Source organism: Roseateles sp. FW301-B2 (assembly GCF_058788955.1).
The window spans coordinates 102,326-120,554 of sequence record NZ_JBYTBE010000008.1 but is presented as its reverse complement, the minus strand read 5'-3'; the positions used below and the strand labels follow the sequence as shown (position 1 = coordinate 120,554).

Below are 18,229 nucleotides of genomic sequence, written 5' to 3'. Positions count from 1 at the left end.
CTCAGGCGACGGGGTGGGTCAGGTCGCGGATGATGGTGGGGCCGACGCGCTGCTCGATCTCGCGCAGCAAGGCCTGACCCCAGCCGAGCGCGAACATCGCCTCGGCCACCACGAACATCGGGCCCACCAGCAGGCCCACCAGGTCGTCCACGAAGGCGGGCTTCTTGCCCTCGTAGTAATGGCCGACGAACTGGATGATCCAGCCCAGCACGAAGCTGCCCACGCCCCAGCCCAGCCAGCTGGCGCTGCTGCCCGCGGCGAGCGGCTCGGCCAGCGCCATCAGGAGGGCGTTGACGGCGCTCACCGCCAGGCCCAGCGGCAGATTGCCGCGCGTCAGGTACCAGATGGTGCTGGCGCCCCACAGCAGCCAGGCGGCGCTGAGGGCGTGGCCGGCGATGCCGAACTGGGCGCGCGCCAGCAGGATGCCGATCGCGAACACGATCAGCGGGATGCCGACGAAATGGGTGGCGATATTGCGGCGGTCGCGGTGGTAGGCCGCGTACTGGGCCATCAGGTCGGTGGCGGAGCGGAAGGGGCTGGCTGCCATGATGATGTCTCCATTGCTGTCGATGGCCCCATGGTAGGACGATGGTGGCCTTGATGACTGTCAAAATGCCGACAATCGCGGCGCGCGCAAACCCTGAGTCAGCCCATGTCCGCCTTTCTTTTGAATCCCAGCGAACTGGCCCTCCTGCAGGCCAACCCCTGGTTCCGCGCCTGCGCCGCTGCGCTGCAGCAGCAGCTGTGCGAGGCGGGGCGGCGCGTGCACCTGGCCGCCGGCCAGACCCTGTTCGCGCGCGGCGCCCAGCCCGAGGGCCTGTGCTTTGTGCTGGCCGGCGCGCTGCGCGTCGGTTCGCTGGGCCGCGATGGCAGCGAGCGGCCGCTGACCTATCTGGAGCCGGGCCAGTGGTTCGGCGAGATCTCGCTGCTGGACGACCTGCCGCGCACCCACGATGCGGTGGCGGACGGCCCGGCGAGCGTCTGGCTGCTGCCGCAGCGCGAGCTGCAGGACTGGCTCAACACCCACCCGGCCTGCTGGCGCGACCTGGCGCGCCTGGCCTGCGCCAAGCTGCGCGCCAGCTTCGAGGTGCTCGAAGACATTGCCCACCTGCCGCTGGAGCAGCGCCTGGCCAAGCGCCTGGCCCTGGTGGCGCGCGGCTTCGACAGCGCCGCCATGCAGTTGCCCAAGTCGCGCCTGCGCCTGCCGCAGGAGCAGCTGGCGCTGATGCTGGGCGTGAGCCGGCAGACCGTCAACAAGGCGCTCAAGAGCCTGGCCGAGCGCGGCCTGCTGGCCCTGCACTATGCCGAGATCGAGCTGCTGGACCTGGCGGGCCTGGACGCGCTGGCCGCCGAGGGCCGGCCGTGAGGCGCGCGCTGGCGCTGCTGCTCGTGTTTGTCCTGGCCGCCTGCGCGCGTGCACCCGGCCCGGTGGTCGACCTGCCAGCCCAGGCTGTCGTGCCGGCGCCGCCGGGCCTGTGGTCGGTGGACGCCAGCGCCTCGCAGCTGCGCATCCTGGTGCTTCGCGGCGGCCGCCTGGCGGCCCTGGGCCACAACCATGTGCTGGGCCTGCCGCCGCTGCGAGGCGGGGTGCAAATGCCCGCTGCGCTGCTGGAGCTGAGCTTTCGCCTGGACGAGCTGGAATTCGACCGGCCGGCCTGGCGCGCCGCGCTGGGGCCGGACTTCGCCTCGGTGCCGGATGCCGACAGCATCGCCGCCACGCGCCGGAACATGCTGATCGCGCTGGAGGCCGAGCGCTTCCCGCTGGTGCGGCTGCAGGCCCGGGGCCGGGACGGCGAAACCCTGCAGCTGGACCTGACGCTGCACGGCCAGACGCGCTCCATCAGCGTGCCGCTGCAGCTGGACCTGCAGGCGCACAGCTTGCGCGCCCGCGCGCGCTTTGCCATCAAGCAAAGCGACTTCGGCATCCAGCCCTTCAGCGTGCTGGGTGGGCTGCTGGCGGTGCAGGACGAGCTGCGCATCGAGGCGGATCTCTGGCTGAGGCCCTAAGTCGCGAAGCGCGCCGACACCAGCCGCAGCGGCGGTGGCTCGGCCGGTTCGGCGGGCCGCTGCAGCACGCGCCCGAGAATCGCCGCCTCATGGCGTGCAAACGCCGGCGCGCCATGCTGGCGTGGCCGGGGCAGCTCGATGCGGCGATCCAGCGCCACGCCGCGATCCTCGATCAAGAGCACGCGCCCGGCCACCGCCACTGCCTCGGCCACGTCGTGGGTGACCAGCAGGGCGGTGAAGCCGTGGCGCTGCCAGAGCGACTCGAGCAGGCGGTGCATCTCGATGCGGGTGAGCGCATCCAGCGCGCCCAGGGGCTCGTCCAGCAGCAGCAGGCGCGGCGCATGCACGAGGGCGCGCGCCAGCGCCACGCGCTGGCGCTGGCCGCCCGAGAGCCGGGCCGGCCAGTCCTGCGCGCGCTCGGCCAGGCCCACCTGGGCCAGCGCTTCGCGGGCGCGCTCGCGGGCGTCCGGGCCGGCTAGGCCCAGCGCGATGTTGTCCAGCACCGTCTTCCAGGGCAGCAGGCGCGCCTCCTGGAACATGATGCGGATGTCCTCGCGGTGCCGCGCCAGCGGCTGGCCGTCGTCGCTGGCGAGCGCGCCGCCGTCGGCGCTCTCCAGCTGGGCCAGCAGGCGCAGCAGCGTGCTCTTGCCGCAACCGCTGCGGCCGACCACGGCGACGAACTCGCCCGGCGCGATCTCCAGGTCCACGCCCTGCAGGACCTGGCGCGCGCCATAGGACTTGGCGATGCCTTGCAGGCGCAGGCCCAGGCCCGCCTGCTGGCGCGGGCCGCGCTGGGCGCCGTCGCGCGCCGGCGGCGCCAGCCAGGCGCCGGCTTCGAATTCAAGGCTGAGCGGATGCATGATGGGATTCTCCTAACGCGTCAGATGCCGGCGCCATGGCTGGGGTGCCAGCGCAGCCACCAGCGTTCCAGGCCCTTGGCCAGCAGATCGGCCAGTTTGCCCAGGGCCGCATAGAGCAGGATGCCCAGCAGCACCACATCGGTCTGCAGGAACTCGCGCGCATTCATGGTCATATAGCCGATGCCGGCTTGGGCCGAGATGGTCTCGGCCACGATCAGGATCACCCACATCAGGCCGAGGCTGAAGCGCAGGCCCACCAGGATGCCGGGCAGGGCGCCGGGCAACACCACATGGCGGTAGAGCGGCCAGCCCGCGAGGCCGTAGCTGCGCGCCATCTCCACCAGCCCCGGGTCCACCGAGCGGATGCCGTGGAAGGTGTTGAGGTAGATCGGGAAGAACACCCCCAGCGCGACCAGAAAGAGCTTGGCGCTTTCGTCGATGCCGAACCACAGGATCACCAGCGGGATCAGCGCCAGCGGCGGGATGTTGCGCAGCATCTGCAGGCTGGAGTCCAGCAAGGTCTCGGCGCCGCGGAAGCTGCCGGTCAAGAGGCCCAGCAGCAGGCCCAGGCCGCCGCCGATGGCAAAGCCCAGCGCGGCGCGGCGCGTGCTCACCGCCACATGGGTCCAGAGCTCGCCGCTGTCGGCCAGGTTCACGAGGGCCCGCAGCACCGCCAGGGGCTCGGGCAGCACGCGGCTGGAGAGCCAGCCCTGGCTGGCGGCGAGCTCCCAGCCCAGCAGGATCAGCAGCGGCAGCAACCAGGGCGTGAGGCGGGCGCGCCAGTTGGAGCGCAAGAGCAGTTGCATGGCGGCCTCAGCTGGCGGCCGTCTGCCTGGGCACATAGCTGTTGGCGACGATCTCGCCAAACGGGCCGGTGAGCTGCGGCTGGCTGAGCTTCTCGCGCAGCGCCAGCGGCAGCAGCGGGAACACCAGCTCGGCAAAGCGGTAGGACTCCTCCAGATGCGGATAGCCGGAGAGCACGAAGTACTCCAGGCCCAGCGCCGCGTATTCCTGGATGCGATCGGCCACCTGCTGGGGGTTGCCCACCAGGGCGGTGCCGGCACCGCCGCGCACCAGGCCCACGCCGGCCCACAGATTCGGCGCCACCTCGAGGCCCTTGCGCACATCGCTGGGGTCGTAGCGGCCGCCGTGCAGCTCGGCCATGCGGCGCTGGCCCACGCTGTCCATCTGCGCGAACTTGCGCTGTGCCGCGGCCACGGTCTCGGGCTCGAGATGCTGGATCAGCTCGGCCGCGGCGGCCCAGGCGGCCTGCTCGGTTTCGCGCACGATCACATGCAGGCGGATGCCGAACTTGAGCGTGCGGCCATGGGCGGCGGCACGGCTGCGGATGTCGGCCAGCTTGGCGGCCACCGCGGGCAGCGGCTCGCCCCAGCTGAGGTAGGTGTCGAGCTGCTGTGCGGCCAGCTCATGCGCGGCCGGCGAGGAGCCGCCGAAGAACAGCGGCGGATAGGGCCGCTGCAGCGGCGGGTAGAGCAGCTTGGCGCCCTTCACCCGGAGGTGCTTGCCCACATAGTCGAGGGCCTCGCCGCGGTGGCTGCGTGCCAGCGTCTCGCGCCAGATGTCGAGGAACTCGGCGGAGAGTTCATAGCGCTCGGCATGGGGCAGGAACAGGCCGTCGCCCTCCAGCTCGTCGGCGTCGCCGCCGGTCACCAGGTTCACCAGCAGGCGGCCGCCCGAGAGGCGGTCGAAGGTGGCGGCGATGCGCGCCGATTGCACCGGCGTCACCAGCCCCGGCCGCAGCGCCACCAGGAACTTGAGATGCCGGGTCGCGTCGATCAGGCTGGTGGCCACCGTCCAGGGGTCTTCGCAGCTGCGGCCGGTGGGGATCAGCACGCCCTCATAACCCAGCGAGTCGGCGGCCACGGCCACCTGCTTGAAGTAGTTGAAGTCGGCCTGGCGGCCGCCCTTGGTGGTGCCCAGATAGCGGCTGTCGCCGTGGCTGGGGATGAACCAGAAGATCTTCAGTGACATGGGGCCTCCGGCTCACTTGGCAGCGGTGTGCAGGGGCGCGCCGGGCAGGGCGTCGGCGATGCGGATGGGCTTGGGGATGAGCTTGAGCTCGAGGAAGGCGTCGGCAATCTTCTGCTGCTCGGCGGCCACCGCGGCGGTGAGGGGCTGCACGCCGAACTGGTAGCGCTGCAGGGCGAGTTCCACCACCTCCACCGGCAGGCCCTGCAGCGGCGCGATCAGGCCGGCGGCCTGCTTCAGATGGGCCTTCAGCCACTGGCCCTGCTCGACGCTGTCATCGAACAGTGCCTTGATCACCAGCGGCTTCTTCTGCGCGTAGCCGCGCTCGGCCAGGTAGTAGGCGTAGTTGTGCACCACGCCCCGGCCATCGGCCAGAATGCGCGCGCCGGTCTGCTTCTCCACCGCGGCGAGGAAGGGGTCCCAGATCACCCAGGCGTCCACCGCGCCGCGCTCGAAGGCGGCGCGCGCATCGGCGGGCGGCAGGAACACCGGCTGGATCTCGCTGTACTTCACGCCGGCCTTTTCCAGCGCGCGCACCAGCAGGTAGTGCACATTGCTGCCCTTGTTGAGGGCGACCTTCCGACCCTTCAGATCGGCCACGCTCTTGATGGGCGAATCCTTGGGGACGACGATGGCCTCGGCCTCGGGCGCGGCCGGGTCGTTGCCGATGTAGACGAAGTTGGCGCCCGCGGCCTGGGCAAAGATGGGCGGTGCTTCGCCGACGAAGCCCACGTCCACCGCGCCCACGTTCAGGCCCTCCAGCAGCTGCGGGCCGGCCGGGAACTCCACCCATTTCACGCTCACGCCCTGGCCGCCGAGCTTCTTTTCCAGCGTGCCCTGGGCCTTCTGCAGGGCCAGCAGGCTGGCGGACTTCTGGTAGCCGATGCGCAGCTGATCGCCGCCCTGGGCCTGCGCCAGCGGCATGGCGCAGGCCAGGGCCAGGGCGCCCAGCCGTTGAGTGAGAGAGCGGAGCAATGCGTGAGTCTTCATGATGGTGGGGCTCGGGTTGAAGGGACTGCCCGCACGATAGGCAAGCGCGCGGCCGCTGCGAACGAAGCAAAGCGGGTTTGCTTATGCGCTGACCGTTGCCCTGGCGGGGCCGGGCTGCGGCGCCGCCGGCGCGCGTGGGCGCAGCGTGCGCAGCAATGCCACCGCCTGCGCCGCGGCCTCGCCGATGCGGGCCTGCAGGGCGGCGCTGGCCAGGCCGGCCTCGCTCAGATCGGCTGGCGAGGCATAGACCGCCGAGGGCACGCTGAGGGCGCGGAAGAAGGCGAACAGCGGGCGCAGCTGGTGATCCAGCACCAGGGCGTGGCGATCGCTGCCGCCGGTGGCGGCCAGCAGCACCGGCCGCCCCACCAGGGCCTCGGGGTCCAGCAGGTCGAAGAGATGCTTGAACAGGCCCGTGTACGAGCCCTTGTAGACCGGCGTGGCGGCAATCACCAGGTCGGCCTGCGCGAGCGCCTGCAGGGCCGCCTGCGCCGCTGGCGCCAGCGCGCGCGCCTCGCCGCCGGCCAGCAGCTGCGGCGCCAGCGTGGCCAGCTCGATGAGTTGCACGCGCACCGGCAGGGCGGCGGCCACGGCGTCGGCCAGGGCCTGGGCCAGCAGCTTGGTACGCGAGGCGGGGCTGGGGCTGCCGACGACGACGGCAAGGCGGTAGGGGCTCATGGGTGGGTCCGGCAATGGGGGTGGCCGGACTCTAGGCGGCCGCTGCCCCGGCCCCAAATGCGCAATGCGCAGACGCTTATGCGTCCGGCGAGGCAGGGCCTAGAGCGTGTTTGCTCAGATCAGGCCCTCGAAGGGCAGCACGTCCACCTCGTCGCCCGCCGCCACCTCGCCCTGCCGGTGGCCCAGCACCACCAGGCCGTTGGCGCGGCTCATGCTGGAGAGGATGCCCGAGCCCTGGTCGCCGGTGATCTCCACCTGCCAGCGCCCGTCGGGCCCGCGGCTGACGATGCCGCGCTGGTATTCGGTGCGGCCCGGGCGCTTGCGCAGCGCGCGCGTGCTGGCGGCGCGCAGCAGGGGCAGGGGGGCAGGTCTTGCCCCGCCCATCACCAGCAAGGCCTCGCGCACGAAGGCGTAGAAGGCCACCATCACCGCCACCGGGTTGCCGGGCAGGCCGAACAGCAGGGGGGCGTCGGGGCTCTTGCCGAGCCGGCCGATCGCCATCGGGCGGCCCGGGCGGATCGCCAGGCGCCAGAACAGCACCTCGCCCTGTTCGCTCATGATGCGCTTGGTGTGGTCGGCCTCGCCCACGCCCACGCCGCCCGAGGTGATGACGGCGTCGGCACAGGCGGCGGCCTGGGCGAAAACGCTGCGCAGCGCTTGCGGATCGTCGGGCACCACGCCCAGGTCCAGCGCGTCCACGCCCAGGCGCTGCAGCATGGCCCAGAGGGTGTAGCGGTTGCTGTCGTAGACGCAGCCGGGCGGCAGCGGCTCGCCCAGCGAGCGCAGCTCGTTGCCGGTGGAGAAGAAGGCCACGCGCAGGCGGCGGAACACCGGCACCTCGGCCAGGCCCAGCGAGGCCAGCAGGCCCAGATCAGCGGGCTGCAGGATGCGGCCGGCGGGCAGGGCCACGCTGCCCAGGGCCAGGTCCTCGCCGGCGCGGCGGCGGTTGGCGCCGGGCTGCAGGCTGCCGGCCGCGATCACGATCGCATCACCGTCGCGTGCGCTCAGCTCCTGCGGCACCACCGTATCCAGCCCCGCGGGCATCAGGGCCCCGGTCATGATGCGCTGGCAGCAGCCGGGGGGCAGGTCTTGCGCCTGGCCGGCGCCGGCCAGGCTGGTGCCGGCCACGCGCAGGCGGGTCGGGCCGGCGGCATTCAGCTCGCTGCCGCGCAGGGCGTAGCCGTCCATCGCCGAGTTGTCATGCGCGGGCACGGCGATCGGCGAGATCTGGTCGGCCGCCAGCACGCGACCGAGCGCGCTGCGCAGCGATAACTTCTCCACCGCCTGCACGCGCGGCAGCAGGCGGGCGATGAAGGCCTGGGCCAGGCCCACTTCGAGGTCATTGGGTTCGTAGCCGGGCAGGCCGCTGGCGATGTCTTGGAGGCTGAGTGTCATGAGGTGCGTCATGGCTTGCGTAACGGGCAGACCATCAAGGCCTTGTCGATGTAGCGGCCGTCGGGCAGGCGGATGGCGCGCGGCAGCAGGCCGTAGCGCGTGAAACCCGCGCCTTCGTAAAGGCGCAGCGCCGCCACATTGCCGGCGCTGACGCTGAGCGTCACGAGCTCCAGCTCGGGCTCGCTGCGCAGCAGGCTCAGGGCCTGGGTCAGCAGACGCCGGCCGAGGCCCTGGCCCTGGCTCGCGTCGGCCACCATCATGCCCACCAGATGCGCCACATGGCGCACCTTCTGGCGCGGCTCGCGCTCGCAGGTGAGCGCCGCCACCATGCGGCCGCCCTGCCAGGCCACCAGGGTGAAGAGGGCGCTGCCGCCCACGCTGGCGTGCAGGCGCGGCTGGTAGCTGGCGGCGGGGCGGGTGGCCTCGGTGGCGGCGTCGGAGGTGAAGGCGTCCTCGTGGCGCAGCAGCATGGCATCGCGCAGCGCCTTGTAGTCCGCCAGGTCGGCGGCTTGCATGAGGCGCAGCTGCGCTTGCTCAGTCTGCGGCAAGGCGCTGGAGTTCATGGAGGCTGTTGGCATTGAAGAAGGCGGCGGCATCGCCGTCGCGGTCGAAGGGAACCAGCACATGCGGCTGGGCACGCAGGCAGGCCTCGACGCGGTGGCCGCCGCCCGCCAGGTAGGTACTTAAGCTCGGGGCCAGGTCTTGCCTGAGCAGGCAGAACACCGGCTGGACGCGCTCGGTGACGGGCAGGGCGACGGTCGCGCCTTCGCGCTCGGCGGCCCGCAGCAGCCGAGCCGCCAGGTCCAGCGGCAGGCGTGGCGCGTCGCAGGGCACGGCCAGCAGCCAGCGCGTGCGGCAGGCCTGCAGGCCGGCCAGCAGCCCGGCCAGCGGGCCGGCATAGTCCGCGGAGGCATCGGCCAGCACCGCATGGCCATAGGCGCCATAGCGCGCCAGGTTGCGGTTGGCATTGATCAGCAGCGTGCCCACTTGGGGGCCCAGGCGTTCCAGCACATGCTCGACCAACGGCCGCCCTTGCAGGGGCTGCAAGCCCTTGTCGACCCCGCCCATGCGGCTGCCACGGCCGCCGCAGAGCAGCAGGCCGGTGATGTCAGCGGCGCTGCTGCTGGTCATCGTCGCGCGGGCTGGGCCGGTGGCTGCCGGGCGGGAAGGCGTCGCCCAGATGGGTGGGCCCCTTCATCACCGCGGTGACCCAGGCCCCCACCAGCCAGGTCAGCACCATGCTGAGGCCGAACAGGGCGGTGCCGATCGCGATGTAGTCGATCAGCAGGGCCGCGCGGGCGGCGTCGTTGTGCAGGCCGGGCTGCACGAACTGCTTGGCAAACTCGCTGCCGGCCCAGGGCAGGGCCAGGGAAGCCGCCAGCGCCCAGGCCAGGCGGCGGCGCAGGCGCGCGGTGAACCAGGCGGTGAAGGGCTCGGAGGGCAGGGGCGGCAGCGCCGGGCTCATGCTCAGCCTCCGATGTAATGCATTTCGATACGGCGCTCGCCGCGCGCCTCGCCGCCGGCATCACCCGCGTTGGCACCGCGCAGCTGCGAATAGCGGTCGCTGCGGCCGGCCCACACGCCCGCCAGCGCGCCGGCGATCTCGGCATCGCTGCGGCCCTGCTCGCGCAGCAGCGCGCGCAGGTCGTGGCCGCGGTGCGCGAACAAGCAGGTGTAGAGCTTGCCCTCGGTGGACAGGCGCGCGCGGTTGCAGTCGCCGCAGAAGGCCTGGGTGACGCTGGAGATCAGGCCGATCTCGCCCGCCCCGTCGGCATAGGCCCAGCGCTCGGCGGTCTCGCCCGGCGCGCTGGCCGAGAGCGGCTGCAGCGCGAACTCGGCCCGCAAGCGCGCCAGCAGCTCGGCCGAGGGCAGCACCTCGTCCATGCGCCAGCCGTTGCTGGCGCCCACGTCCATGTATTCGATGAAGCGCAGCACCACGCCGGTGCCGCGGAAATGCCGCGCCATGGCGAGGATCTGGTCGTCGTTGCTGCCGCGCTTGACCACCATATTGACCTTGATGGGCGTGAGGCCCGCGGCCTGCGCCGCCTCGATGCCGCGCAGCACCTCGGCGACCGGGAAGCCGACATCGTTCATGCGCTGAAACACCGCGTCGTCCAGCGCGTCCAGGCTCACGGTGACGCGTTGCAGCCCGGCATCCTTCAGGGCGCGCGCCTTCTTGGCCAGCAGCGAGCCATTGGTGGTGAGGGTCAGGTCCAGCGGCGCGCCCTCGACGGTGCGCAGGCCGGCCAGCATTTCGATCAGGCGTTCGAGGTGGCGGCGCAACAAGGGCTCGCCGCCGGTGAGGCGCAGCTTCTGCACCCCCTGGGCCACGAAGATGCGCGCCAGCCGGGTGATCTCCTCGAAGCTCAGCAGCTCGGCATGCGGCAGGAACTCGTGGTAGTGATCGAACACCTCCTTGGGCATGCAGTAGCTGCAGCGGAAGTTGCAGCGGTCGGTGACCGAGATGCGCAGATCGCGCAGCGGCCGGCCCAGCGCATCGGCCAGCAGGCCGGTGGCGGCGGGCAGCTCGCGCGGCACGGCCGGCACCAGCGCCACCAAGCGCTGGTCGATCAGGGGAATCACGCCGTCTGTCATGCGGCGGATTGTGCCCTCTGCGCTCGTCCCTGGCGGGCCTGGGGTTGGTCGGTTTTGCCCTAGATCAAGTGTGGGGCCACCTTAGAGGGGCTTGCGGTCGAGGCCGGCAGCGGGTCGAATGCGGGCATGACAGTGATTACCTCGGTCCTGCACCCGGACCTTCCCAGCTTCGTCTCCTTCGGCGAAGCACTCACCGACCTGATACGAACCGGCCCCGACACCTGGCGCTCGGTCTGCGGGGGCGCCCCGTGGAACGTGGCCGCGGCGATGTCGCGCCTGGGCGAGCTGAGCGCCTTTGCCGGCGGCATCAGCAACGATGTGTTCGGCCAGGAGCTCTGGCAGGCCAGCACCGATGCCAACCTGGACCCCCGCTTCATCCAGCAGTTCGCCAAGTCGCCGCTGCTGGCGGTGGTGCACGAGACCCAACCGCCGCAATATTTCTTCATCGGCGACGACAGCGCCGACCTGCATTTCCAGCCCGACGGCCTGCCCTCGGGCTGGCGCAGGGCCTTGCGCTGGGCGCATTTCGGCGGCATCAGCCTGGTGCGCGAGCCGCTCGCGCGGCGCCTGCTGGAGCTGGCCGAAAAGCTCAAGAGCCAGGGCAAGCGCATCAGCTTCGACCCGAACTATCGCAGCCTGATGGACTCCAGCTATGACGAGACGCTGGAGCGCATGTGCCGCATTGCCGACGTCATCAAGGTGTCGGACGAGGACTTGTGCGGCCTGTTCCGCAGCCCGGACTACCACACCGGCCTGGCCCAGATCAGCGCCTGGAACCCGCTCGCCACCGTGATGCTGACGCGCGGCGCCGAGGGGGCCAGCCTGTTCCATGCGCGCGGAGACTTCCATGCCCAGCCGCCCGCGGTGGCGGTGGTGGACACCGTGGGCGCGGGCGATGCCTCGATGGCCGGCCTGCTCTACAGCCTGATGCACCATGCCGAGGCCGCGCCCGAGCAGCATCTGCGCTGGGCGGTGGCGGCCGGCGCCGCGGCCTGCACCGCGGCCGGTGCCGCGCCGCCCAGCCTGACTCAGCTGGAACAGCTGGCGCCGCAGGTCAAGGTCTGGGCCGCCTGAGCCAGCTGCCAGAGCGCAAAACCGCCCAGGACGGCGGCGCTGAGCCGGTTCACGCGCCGCTGCCAGCGCGCGTCGAAGCGGCCGCGCAGCCGGCCCACGCCGCTGCTGAGCAGCAGCCACCAGAGCGCCGAACCGATGAACACGCCCGCCACCATCGCCGCCGGGCTGGCCGCCGCGCCGCTGCCGGCGAGCGCGCCGAAGATGGCGATGAAGGAGAAGATGGTGGCGGGGTTGGCCAGGGTCAGCAGCAGGGTGCTGCCGAAATGGCGCCAGGCCGATGCCGGCTTGCCGGCCTGGGCCGCCGCGCTGCCGACCGGCGCGCGCAGCAGCTGCAGCGCCATCCACAGCAGGTAGGCGCCGCCGCCCAGGGCCAGCGGCAGGCGCGCGGCGGTCAGCGCCTGGATCAGCGTGTGCACGCCGTAGGCGCCCACCGCGCCATAGAGGGCATCGGCCACCGCCGCCCCCAGGCCGGTAGCCAGGCCGGCGCGCGGCCCCAGTTGCAGGCTGCGCTGGATCGTCAGCAGGCCGATCGGCCCCACCGGGGCGGCGATCGAGACGCCGATCAGCAGGGCCTTGAGAAAGCTGATGAGTACAGGCGCGCCATCCATGGCCGCACTGTAAGGCTAGCGACCCGGCTCAGGCGCTCTCGCCGCGCTTGCTGGCCACCAGGGTCTGCGGCCCGCGCACCTGCAGGCGGGCGCGGCCGGGCTCGGGCGCGGCCAGCGGGCTGACCTCCTGCAGCGTGGCCCGGCAGCGCAGGGTCAGGTCTTGATAGGTCTGCGTGCCTTCCAGCTTCCAGCGCATCTCGTCCTCGCTGAGCGGGCGCATGACCTTGGCCGGCAGGCCGGCGATGAGCGACTTCTCGGGCAGCTTGAGCCCGGCGCGCACAAAGGCGCAGGCGGCCACGATGCTGTAGGCGCCCACCTCGGCCTCGTCCATCACCACCGCGTTCATGCCCACCAGGGCGTCGTGGCGCACCACGCAACCATGCAGCACCGCACCGTGGCCGATATGCCCGTTGCGCTCGACCAGGGTCTCCGAGTCCGGGAAGCCGTGGATCACGCAGCTGTCCTGCACGTTCACGCCCTCGTGCAGCACGATGCGGCCGAAGTCGGCGCGCAGCGACGCCAGCGGGCCGATATAGCAGCCCGGCCCCACATGCACGTCGCCGATCAGCACGGCCGTGGGATGGACGAAGGCGTCGGGATGGACGACGGGGATCACGCCGTCGATCGAGTAGCAGGGCATGGCTTCGCTCTCCTGATATGCGTCAAGGGTTTACCCCGACGTGAATAGGTCTTGTGTTGAATCAAGCTGGACCTTACGATCTACCGACCGGTCGGTCAAGAGTGTTTGTGACTGATCAAAGCATCTCCCTGTTCTTCGTGTTTGAGGTTTGTGCCCATGACGCTAGAAAACGCCGAGTCGCCGTTGCTGATCACCCAGGATGACGCGGTGCGCACCCTGACGCTGAACCGGCCGGCCGCCCTGAATGCCTTCACGACGCAGCTGCTCTCGATGCTGCGCACGGCGCTGGACGAGGCGGCGCGCGACGACAGCGTGCGCGCGGTGGTGATCACCGGCGCCGGCCGCGCCTTCAGCGCCGGCCAGGATCTCTCCGACGCGATGATCAAGCCGGAGTTCGAGCCCGGCGGCAAGCCCAAGGACATCGGCACCCTGTTGGACCATTACTACATCCCGCTCGCCCTGCGCGTGCGCTCCATGCCGGTGCCGGTGGTGTGCGCGGTGAACGGCGTGGCGGCCGGGGCGGGCGCCAATTTCGCGCTGGGCTGCGACCTCGTGATCGCGGCCCAGTCGGCCAACTTCATCCAGGCCTTTGCCAAGATCGGCCTGATCCCGGATTGCGGCGGCACCTGGCTGCTGCCGCGCCTGGTGGGCCGCGCCCGCGCCCTGCAGCTGGCCCTCATGGGCGAGAAGCTCAGCGCCACCGAGGCGGTGCAGATGGGCCTGATCGCCCGCTGCGTGCCCGACGCCGACCTGGCCGCCACCGCGCAGGCCGTGGCGCTGAAGCTGGCCGCCCTGCCGACGCGCGCCCTGGTGGAGACGCGCCGCGCCTTCGACGAGGCGATGAGCCTGGATTACGAAGACGCCATGAAGCTCGAGGCGGTGATGCAGAGCCATCTGGGCTTTGCCGCCGACTACCAGGAAGGCGTGCAGGCCTTCATGGAAAAGCGCGCCCCGCAGTTCACCGACCGCTGAATCCCATGACGCCTCAACAAATCGCCGAAGCGGTGCGCGACGGCATGTTCGCCAATGACCGTGCCTCCAAGGGCATGGGCATGGAAATCACTGCGGTGGCGCCGGGCGCCGCCACGCTCACCATGAGGGTGCGCGAAGACATGCTGAATGGCTTCGACATCTGCCATGGCGGCTTCATCACCACCCTGGCCGACTCGGCCTTTGCCTTCGCCTGCAACTCGTACAACGAGCTGACGGTGGCCTCGGGTTTCGCGATCGACATCGTCGCGCCGGCCCGCTTGAACGACACGCTGACCGCGGTGGCGAGCGAGATTTCGCTTGCCGGCCGCACCGGCGTCTATGACATCACCATTCGCAACCAGCAGCAGCAGCTGGTGGCCGTGTTCCGCGGCAAGTCCTATCGCATCAAGGGGAAGCCCGTGGTGCCAGGTCTTGCCTCGGGCGCTCAGGAGTAAGCCCCCATGTCCGTCAAGTCCCCCGCCCCCGGCGATCTGGAAGCCATCGAAACCGCCAGCCGCGACGAGCTGCAGGCCCTGCAGCTGCAGCGCCTGCAATGGTCGCTCAAGCAGGCCTACGACAACGTGCCGCATTACAAGGCGGCCTTCGACGCCAAGGGCGTGCACCCCAGCGATCTGAAGACCCTGGCCGATCTGGCGAAGTTCCCCTTCACCACCAAGAAGGACCTGCGCGACAACTACCCCTTCGGCATGTTCGCCGTGCCGCGCGAGCGCGTGGCGCGCATCCATGCCTCCTCGGGCACCACCGGCAAGCCGACGGTGGTGGGCTACACGCTCAAGGACATCGACACCTGGGCCGGCCTGGTGGCGCGTTCGCTGCGCGCCGCCGGCGTGCGCCCCGGCAACATCGTGCACATCGCCTACGGCTACGGCCTCTTCACCGGCGGCCTGGGTGCGCATTACGGCGCCGAGAAGCTGGGCTGCACGGTGATCCCGATGTCGGGCGGCCAGACCGAGAAGCAGGTGCAGCTGATCCAGGACTTCCGGCCCGACGCCATCATGGTCACGCCCAGCTATATGCAGGTGATCATCGAGGAGTTCGCGCGCCAGGGCCTGGACGCGCGCGACAGCTCGCTCAAGGTGGGCATCTTCGGCGCCGAGCCCTGGACCGAGGCGATGCGCCGCGAGATCGAGGGCAAGGCCGGCATCGACGCGGTGGACATCTACGGCCTCTCCGAGGTGATGGGGCCAGGTGTTGCCAGCGAATGCGTGGAGTCCAAGGACGGCCCGGTGATCTGGGAAGACCATTTCTATCCCGAGATCATCAATCCCGAGACCGGCGAGGTGGTGGCCGACGGCGAGGAGGGCGAGCTGGTGTTCACCTCGCTCTCCAAGGAAGCGCTGCCCATCATCCGCTACCGCACCCGCGACCTGACGCGCCTCTTGCCGCCCACCTCGCGCAGCATGCGCCGCATGGGCAAGATCGTCGGCCGCAGCGACGACATGCTGATCATCCGCGGCGTCAATATGTTCCCCACCCAGGTGGAAGAGCTGGTGCTGCAGGAGCCGCAGCTCTCGGGCCAGTACCAGATCGTCATCACGCGCGACGGCCCACTGGACGCGGTGGAGGTGCGCTGCGAGCTGCAGCCGGTGGCCGTCAACAGCGCCAATGTGGGCGAGATCGCCAAATCGCTGCAGCACCGCATCAAGACCCTGATCGGCGTCTCCACCAAGGTGGTGATCGGGGCGCCGGAATCGATTGAACGCACGCTGGTGGGCAAGGCCCGCCGGGTCATCGACCAAAGACCTAAGTAAGGAGTACCCGCATGTACACCCAAGCCATGAGCGTCGGCCCGCAGGAGACCGCCGCGAAAGTCCAGAGCGCCGAGGACAAGCAGCGCAGCGAGGCCTTCGAGGCGCGCATCGATGCGGGCGACTTCATCGAGGCCAAGGACTGGATGCCCGAGCATTACCGCAAGACCCTGGTGCGCCAGATCAGCCAGCACGCGCATTCCGAGATCGTCGGCATGCTGCCCGAGGGCAACTGGATCACGCGCGCGCCCACGCTCAAGCGCAAGGCCATCCTGCTGGCCAAGGTGCAGGACGAGGGCGGCCATGGCCTGTATCTGTACTCGGCGGCCGAGACCCTGGGCACCTCTAGAGACCAGATGCTGGAGGCCCTGCACACCGGCCGCGCCAAGTACAGCTCGATCTTCAACTACCCGACGCTGAGCTGGGCCGACATCGGCGTGATCGGCTGGCTGGTGGATGGCGCGGCCATCATGAACCAGGTGCCGCTGTGCCGCTGCTCCTATGCGCCCTATGCACGCGCCATGATCCGCATCTGCCGCGAGGAGAGCTTCCACCAGCGCCAGGGCTACGAGAGCCTGCTGGTGATGATGCAGAACGGCACGTCCGAGCAGAAGGCGATGGTGCAGGACGCCGTGAACCGCTGGTGGTGGCCGTCTCTGATGATGTTCGGCCCCGAGGACAAGGACTCGCCGAACTCCGAGCAGTCGATGCGCTGGGGCATCAAGCGCATCTCCAACGACGATCTGCGCCAGAAGTTCGTGGACGCGACGATCCCGCAGGCCGAGGTGCTGGGCGTGACCGTGCCGGACCCCGATCTGAAATGGAACGCCGAGACCGAGCATTACCAGTTCGGCCGCATCGACTGGGCCGAGTTCTGGCGCGTGGTGGGTGGCGACGGCCCCTGCAACCGCGAACGCCTGGCCGCCCGCGTGAAGGCCTGGGACGAGGGCGAATGGGTGCGCGAAGCCGCACTCGCCCATGCCAGCAAACAAGCCACCAAGGCGCAAGCCGCCTGAGCCCCGAGGAGCACGACACCATGAGCAACGCACAACAAGCCCCGAAGAACGAATGGCCTCTGTGGGAGGTCTTCGTGCGCAGCAAGGCCGGCCTGGACCACAAGCATTGCGGCAGCCTGCATGCCGCCGACGCCAAGATGGCCGTGCAGCTGGCGCGCGAGGTCTACACGCGCCGCCAGGAAGGCACCAGCATCTGGGTGGTGCTGTCCAGCCAGATCGTGGCCTCGGACCCGGGCGAGAAGGGCATGTACTTCGATCCGATGGAAGACAAGGTGTACCGCCACCCGACCTTCTACGAGCTGCCCGAATCCGTGAACCACATGTAAGGCAGGGCGATGAGCACTCAATCGATCAAGGTCGGCGACAAGGCCGACGTCCGCTACCTGCTGCGCATTGCCGACAGCTGCCTGATCCTCAGCCAGCGCCTGGGCGAGTGGTGCGGCCATGGCCCCATCCTGGAAGAGGATCTGGCGCTCACCAATATGGCGCTGGACCTGGTGGGCCAGGCGCGCGGCCTGTTGACCCGCGCCGGCCAGCTCGATGGCCAGGGCCACGACGAGGACCAGCTGGCCTTTCTGCGCGACGAGCGCCAGTACTTCAACCCGGTGCTGATGGAGCTGCCGCGCGGTGACTTCGCCTTCACCACGCTGCGCAACTTCGCGGTGGCGAGCTGGCTGCTGGGGCTGTGGCAGCGCCTGCAGTCGTCCAGCGATGCCGAGGTCGCGGCGATTGCCGGCAAGGCCGTCAAGGAAGCGCAATACCACCAGCAGCATGCGGCCGACTGGGTGCTGCGCCTGGGCGATGGCACGGCCGAGTCCAGGGCGCGCCTGGAAGCGGCGCTGGCCACGCTGTGGCCCTATTTCAACGAGCTGTTCGCCGACGACGCGGTGGACGCCGCCGCCGTGGGCAGCAAGCTGGGCCCGGCCTGGAGCGAGCTGAAGGCCGGCTGGCAGGCCGCGATGGACGAGATCCTCGGCGAGGCCGGCCTGGCCCAGCCCAAGGCCAGCGCCTATGTGCCGGCCGGCCGCGTCGGCATCCACAGCGAGCACATGGGCCATATGTTGGCCGAGATGCAGTACCTGCAGCGCGCCTATCCGAACGGAGTTTGGTGAGCGCCATGAGCGAGTTGCCGATCGCCAACAGCTGCGGGCGCCTCGAGGCGGCCTGGGAAGTGCTGCGCCAGATCCCCGACCCCGAGGTGCCGGTGATCTCGCTGGACGAGCTGGGCATCGTGCGCGACCTCAAGGAAACCGCCGGCGGCCTGGAGGTGGTGCTCACGCCCACCTATTCGGGCTGCCCCGCCACCGAGCTGATCCAGGACAATGTGCGCGCGGCGCTGGCCGCCTTCGGTGAGATCCAGATCACCATGCAGCGCGCGCCGGCCTGGACCACCGACTGGATCAGCGAGGCCGGCAAAGCCAAGCTCAAGGCCTATGGCATCGCGCCGCCGGGGCCGGCCGGTCCGGACCGGGCCCAGCCCGTCCGCCTGGTGCACCGCGCCTCGCTCACCAAGCTGGCCTGCCCGCGCTGCGGTTCCGAGCGCACCGAAAAGCTCTCGGCCTTCGGCTCCACCGCATGCAAGGCGCTGTACCGCTGCCTGGCCTGCCTGGAACCTTTCGAACACTTCAAGCCCATCTGA

General features: G+C 70.4%; 23 protein-coding genes. 10 read left to right on the top strand and 13 right to left on the bottom strand.

Translation table 11 applies throughout. From position 1 onward, the window contains the following. Position 1: 1 nt before the first annotated feature. A complete protein-coding gene (locus AC3WQY_RS07980) occupies positions 2-547 on the bottom strand; it encodes an Mpo1 family 2-hydroxy fatty acid dioxygenase (protein ID WP_285231471.1) in 546 nt (181 codons plus the stop codon). Positions 548-652: 105 nt separating this feature from the next. On the opposite strand from AC3WQY_RS07980, the gene AC3WQY_RS07975 reads away from it, so the two are divergent. Both AC3WQY_RS07975 and AC3WQY_RS07970 read left to right on the top strand, forming a co-directional pair. Then, the gene (locus tag AC3WQY_RS07975; protein WP_492707262.1) at positions 653-1,366 is read left to right on the top strand and encodes a Crp/Fnr family transcriptional regulator; all 714 of its coding nucleotides are present in this window, start codon (positions 653-655) and stop codon (positions 1,364-1,366) included. Continuing rightward, the gene (locus AC3WQY_RS07970) at positions 1,363-2,007 is read left to right on the top strand and encodes a YceI family protein (protein WP_492707260.1); all 645 of its coding nucleotides are present in this window, start codon (positions 1,363-1,365) and stop codon (positions 2,005-2,007) included. Before AC3WQY_RS07975 ends, AC3WQY_RS07970 begins: the two co-directional genes overlap by 4 nt. Here AC3WQY_RS07970 and AC3WQY_RS07965 read toward each other — a convergent pair. The 10 genes from AC3WQY_RS07965 to moaA form a co-directional block, all read right to left on the bottom strand. Next, positions 2,004-2,867: an ATP-binding cassette domain-containing protein gene (locus AC3WQY_RS07965; protein WP_492707258.1), complete on the bottom strand. Its 864-nt coding sequence runs from the start codon at positions 2,865-2,867 to the stop codon at positions 2,004-2,006. The genes AC3WQY_RS07970 and AC3WQY_RS07965 overlap by 4 nt on opposite strands. A 20-nt stretch (positions 2,868-2,887) precedes the next feature. Beyond that, complete coding sequence (gene ssuC, locus AC3WQY_RS07960; RefSeq protein WP_492707256.1) at positions 2,888-3,673, bottom strand: aliphatic sulfonate ABC transporter permease SsuC; 786 nt, start codon at positions 3,671-3,673, stop codon at positions 2,888-2,890. Positions 3,674-3,680: 7 nt separating this feature from the next. Continuing rightward, positions 3,681-4,853 (bottom strand): FMNH2-dependent alkanesulfonate monooxygenase, encoded by a 1,173-nt coding sequence (gene ssuD / locus AC3WQY_RS07955; protein WP_492707324.1) that lies wholly within the window; start codon positions 4,851-4,853, stop codon positions 3,681-3,683. An 18-nt stretch (positions 4,854-4,871) separates the two neighbouring features. Next, the gene (locus tag AC3WQY_RS07950) at positions 4,872-5,846 is read right to left on the bottom strand and encodes a sulfonate ABC transporter substrate-binding protein (protein WP_492707254.1); all 975 of its coding nucleotides are present in this window, start codon (positions 5,844-5,846) and stop codon (positions 4,872-4,874) included. Between the two features lie 81 nt (positions 5,847-5,927). Further along, complete coding sequence (locus tag AC3WQY_RS07945) at positions 5,928-6,521, bottom strand: NAD(P)H-dependent oxidoreductase (protein ID WP_492707252.1); 594 nt, start codon at positions 6,519-6,521, stop codon at positions 5,928-5,930. 114 nt (positions 6,522-6,635) lie between these two features. Further along, positions 6,636-7,928, bottom strand: coding sequence for a molybdopterin molybdotransferase MoeA (gene moeA / locus AC3WQY_RS07940; protein ID WP_492707250.1), 1,293 nt, complete (start codon positions 7,926-7,928; stop codon positions 6,636-6,638). Next, complete coding sequence (locus AC3WQY_RS07935) at positions 7,925-8,431, bottom strand: GNAT family N-acetyltransferase (RefSeq protein WP_492707248.1); 507 nt, start codon at positions 8,429-8,431, stop codon at positions 7,925-7,927. The genes moeA and AC3WQY_RS07935 overlap by 4 nt, the downstream gene beginning before the upstream one ends. A gap of 19 nt (positions 8,432-8,450) precedes the next feature. Further along, a complete protein-coding gene (mobA, locus tag AC3WQY_RS07930) occupies positions 8,451-9,047 on the bottom strand; it encodes a molybdenum cofactor guanylyltransferase MobA (protein WP_492707246.1) in 597 nt (198 codons plus the stop codon). Then, a complete protein-coding gene (locus AC3WQY_RS07925; protein WP_492707244.1) occupies positions 9,025-9,381 on the bottom strand; it encodes a hypothetical protein in 357 nt (118 codons plus the stop codon). Before AC3WQY_RS07925 ends, mobA begins: the two co-directional genes overlap by 23 nt. Before the next feature lie 2 nt (positions 9,382-9,383). Further along, on the bottom strand, positions 9,384-10,511 hold the full coding sequence (moaA, locus tag AC3WQY_RS07920) for a GTP 3',8-cyclase MoaA (protein WP_492707242.1): 1,128 nt from the start codon (positions 10,509-10,511) through the stop codon (positions 9,384-9,386). A 126-nt stretch (positions 10,512-10,637) separates the two neighbouring features. On the opposite strand from moaA, the gene AC3WQY_RS07915 reads away from it, so the two are divergent. Further along, positions 10,638-11,585: a carbohydrate kinase family protein gene (locus tag AC3WQY_RS07915; RefSeq protein WP_492707240.1), complete on the top strand. Its 948-nt coding sequence runs from the start codon at positions 10,638-10,640 to the stop codon at positions 11,583-11,585. Here AC3WQY_RS07915 and AC3WQY_RS07910 read toward each other — a convergent pair. Together AC3WQY_RS07910 and AC3WQY_RS07905 are read right to left on the bottom strand one after the other, a co-directional pair. Continuing rightward, the gene (locus tag AC3WQY_RS07910) at positions 11,540-12,193 is read right to left on the bottom strand and encodes a LysE family translocator (RefSeq protein ID WP_492707237.1); all 654 of its coding nucleotides are present in this window, start codon (positions 12,191-12,193) and stop codon (positions 11,540-11,542) included. The genes AC3WQY_RS07915 and AC3WQY_RS07910 overlap by 46 nt on opposite strands. Before the next feature lie 28 nt (positions 12,194-12,221). Continuing rightward, positions 12,222-12,833: a phenylacetic acid degradation protein PaaY gene (locus AC3WQY_RS07905; RefSeq protein WP_285231484.1), complete on the bottom strand. Its 612-nt coding sequence runs from the start codon at positions 12,831-12,833 to the stop codon at positions 12,222-12,224. 156 nt (positions 12,834-12,989) lie between these two features. Here AC3WQY_RS07905 and AC3WQY_RS07900 point away from each other — a divergent pair, with 156 nt between their 5' ends. Genes AC3WQY_RS07900 through paaD form a run of 7 tightly spaced genes read left to right on the top strand, consistent with a single transcriptional unit; the run spans position 12,990 to position 18,229 of the window. Further along, positions 12,990-13,805 carry an enoyl-CoA hydratase-related protein gene (locus AC3WQY_RS07900; RefSeq protein ID WP_285231485.1) on the top strand — a complete coding sequence of 272 codons (816 nt, stop codon included), beginning with the start codon at positions 12,990-12,992 and terminating at the stop codon, positions 13,803-13,805. Between the two features lie 5 nt (positions 13,806-13,810). After that, entirely contained in the window at positions 13,811-14,260 is a 450-nt protein-coding gene (gene paaI / locus AC3WQY_RS07895; RefSeq protein WP_492707234.1) for a hydroxyphenylacetyl-CoA thioesterase PaaI, read from the top strand. Positions 14,261-14,266: 6 nt separating this feature from the next. Next, a complete protein-coding gene (gene paaK, locus AC3WQY_RS07890; RefSeq protein ID WP_492707232.1) occupies positions 14,267-15,577 on the top strand; it encodes a phenylacetate--CoA ligase PaaK in 1,311 nt (436 codons plus the stop codon). Between the two features lie 11 nt (positions 15,578-15,588). Further along, the gene (paaA, locus tag AC3WQY_RS07885) at positions 15,589-16,590 is read left to right on the top strand and encodes a 1,2-phenylacetyl-CoA epoxidase subunit PaaA (RefSeq protein WP_492707230.1); all 1,002 of its coding nucleotides are present in this window, start codon (positions 15,589-15,591) and stop codon (positions 16,588-16,590) included. A gap of 20 nt (positions 16,591-16,610) precedes the next feature. Continuing rightward, positions 16,611-16,916 (top strand): 1,2-phenylacetyl-CoA epoxidase subunit PaaB, encoded by a 306-nt coding sequence (gene paaB / locus AC3WQY_RS07880; RefSeq protein WP_285231489.1) that lies wholly within the window; start codon positions 16,611-16,613, stop codon positions 16,914-16,916. A 9-nt stretch (positions 16,917-16,925) separates the two neighbouring features. Continuing rightward, positions 16,926-17,702, top strand: coding sequence for a 1,2-phenylacetyl-CoA epoxidase subunit PaaC (gene paaC / locus AC3WQY_RS07875; protein WP_285231490.1), 777 nt, complete (start codon positions 16,926-16,928; stop codon positions 17,700-17,702). Positions 17,703-17,707: 5 nt separating this feature from the next. Continuing rightward, positions 17,708-18,229 (top strand): 1,2-phenylacetyl-CoA epoxidase subunit PaaD, encoded by a 522-nt coding sequence (paaD, locus tag AC3WQY_RS07870; RefSeq protein WP_492707228.1) that lies wholly within the window; start codon positions 17,708-17,710, stop codon positions 18,227-18,229.

Excerpts from the sequence above, each read along its gene's own strand:
- AC3WQY_RS07975 (WP_492707262.1), top strand. The coding sequence starts at position 653 with ATGTCCGCCTTTCTTTTGAATCCCAGCGAACTGGCCCTCCTGCAGGCC.
- AC3WQY_RS07980 (WP_285231471.1), bottom strand. The coding sequence starts at position 547 with ATGGCAGCCAGCCCCTTCCGCTCCGCCACCGACCTGATGGCCCAGTAC.
- paaI (WP_492707234.1), top strand. The coding sequence starts at position 13,811 with ATGACGCCTCAACAAATCGCCGAAGCGGTGCGCGACGGCATGTTCGCC.
- AC3WQY_RS07945 (WP_492707252.1), bottom strand. The coding sequence starts at position 6,521 with ATGAGCCCCTACCGCCTTGCCGTCGTCGTCGGCAGCCCCAGCCCCGCC.
- AC3WQY_RS07935 (WP_492707248.1), bottom strand. The coding sequence starts at position 8,431 with ATGCAAGCCGCCGACCTGGCGGACTACAAGGCGCTGCGCGATGCCATG.
- AC3WQY_RS07925 (WP_492707244.1), bottom strand. The coding sequence starts at position 9,381 with ATGAGCCCGGCGCTGCCGCCCCTGCCCTCCGAGCCCTTCACCGCCTGG.
- AC3WQY_RS07915 (WP_492707240.1), top strand. The coding sequence starts at position 10,638 with ATGACAGTGATTACCTCGGTCCTGCACCCGGACCTTCCCAGCTTCGTC.
- paaA (WP_492707230.1), top strand. The coding sequence starts at position 15,589 with ATGTACACCCAAGCCATGAGCGTCGGCCCGCAGGAGACCGCCGCGAAA.
- paaK (WP_492707232.1), top strand. The coding sequence starts at position 14,267 with ATGTCCGTCAAGTCCCCCGCCCCCGGCGATCTGGAAGCCATCGAAACC.
- AC3WQY_RS07910 (WP_492707237.1), bottom strand. The coding sequence starts at position 12,193 with ATGGATGGCGCGCCTGTACTCATCAGCTTTCTCAAGGCCCTGCTGATC.
- ssuC (WP_492707256.1), bottom strand. The coding sequence starts at position 3,673 with ATGCAACTGCTCTTGCGCTCCAACTGGCGCGCCCGCCTCACGCCCTGG.
- paaD (WP_492707228.1), top strand. The coding sequence starts at position 17,708 with ATGAGCGAGTTGCCGATCGCCAACAGCTGCGGGCGCCTCGAGGCGGCC.
- paaB (WP_285231489.1), top strand. The coding sequence starts at position 16,611 with ATGAGCAACGCACAACAAGCCCCGAAGAACGAATGGCCTCTGTGGGAG.
- mobA (WP_492707246.1), bottom strand. The coding sequence starts at position 9,047 with ATGACCAGCAGCAGCGCCGCTGACATCACCGGCCTGCTGCTCTGCGGC.
- AC3WQY_RS07965 (WP_492707258.1), bottom strand. The coding sequence starts at position 2,867 with ATGCATCCGCTCAGCCTTGAATTCGAAGCCGGCGCCTGGCTGGCGCCG.
- AC3WQY_RS07905 (WP_285231484.1), bottom strand. The coding sequence starts at position 12,833 with ATGCCCTGCTACTCGATCGACGGCGTGATCCCCGTCGTCCATCCCGAC.
- paaC (WP_285231490.1), top strand. The coding sequence starts at position 16,926 with ATGAGCACTCAATCGATCAAGGTCGGCGACAAGGCCGACGTCCGCTAC.
- moeA (WP_492707250.1), bottom strand. The coding sequence starts at position 7,928 with ATGACGCACCTCATGACACTCAGCCTCCAAGACATCGCCAGCGGCCTG.
- AC3WQY_RS07900 (WP_285231485.1), top strand. The coding sequence starts at position 12,990 with ATGACGCTAGAAAACGCCGAGTCGCCGTTGCTGATCACCCAGGATGAC.
- moaA (WP_492707242.1), bottom strand. The coding sequence starts at position 10,511 with ATGACAGACGGCGTGATTCCCCTGATCGACCAGCGCTTGGTGGCGCTG.
- AC3WQY_RS07950 (WP_492707254.1), bottom strand. The coding sequence starts at position 5,846 with ATGAAGACTCACGCATTGCTCCGCTCTCTCACTCAACGGCTGGGCGCC.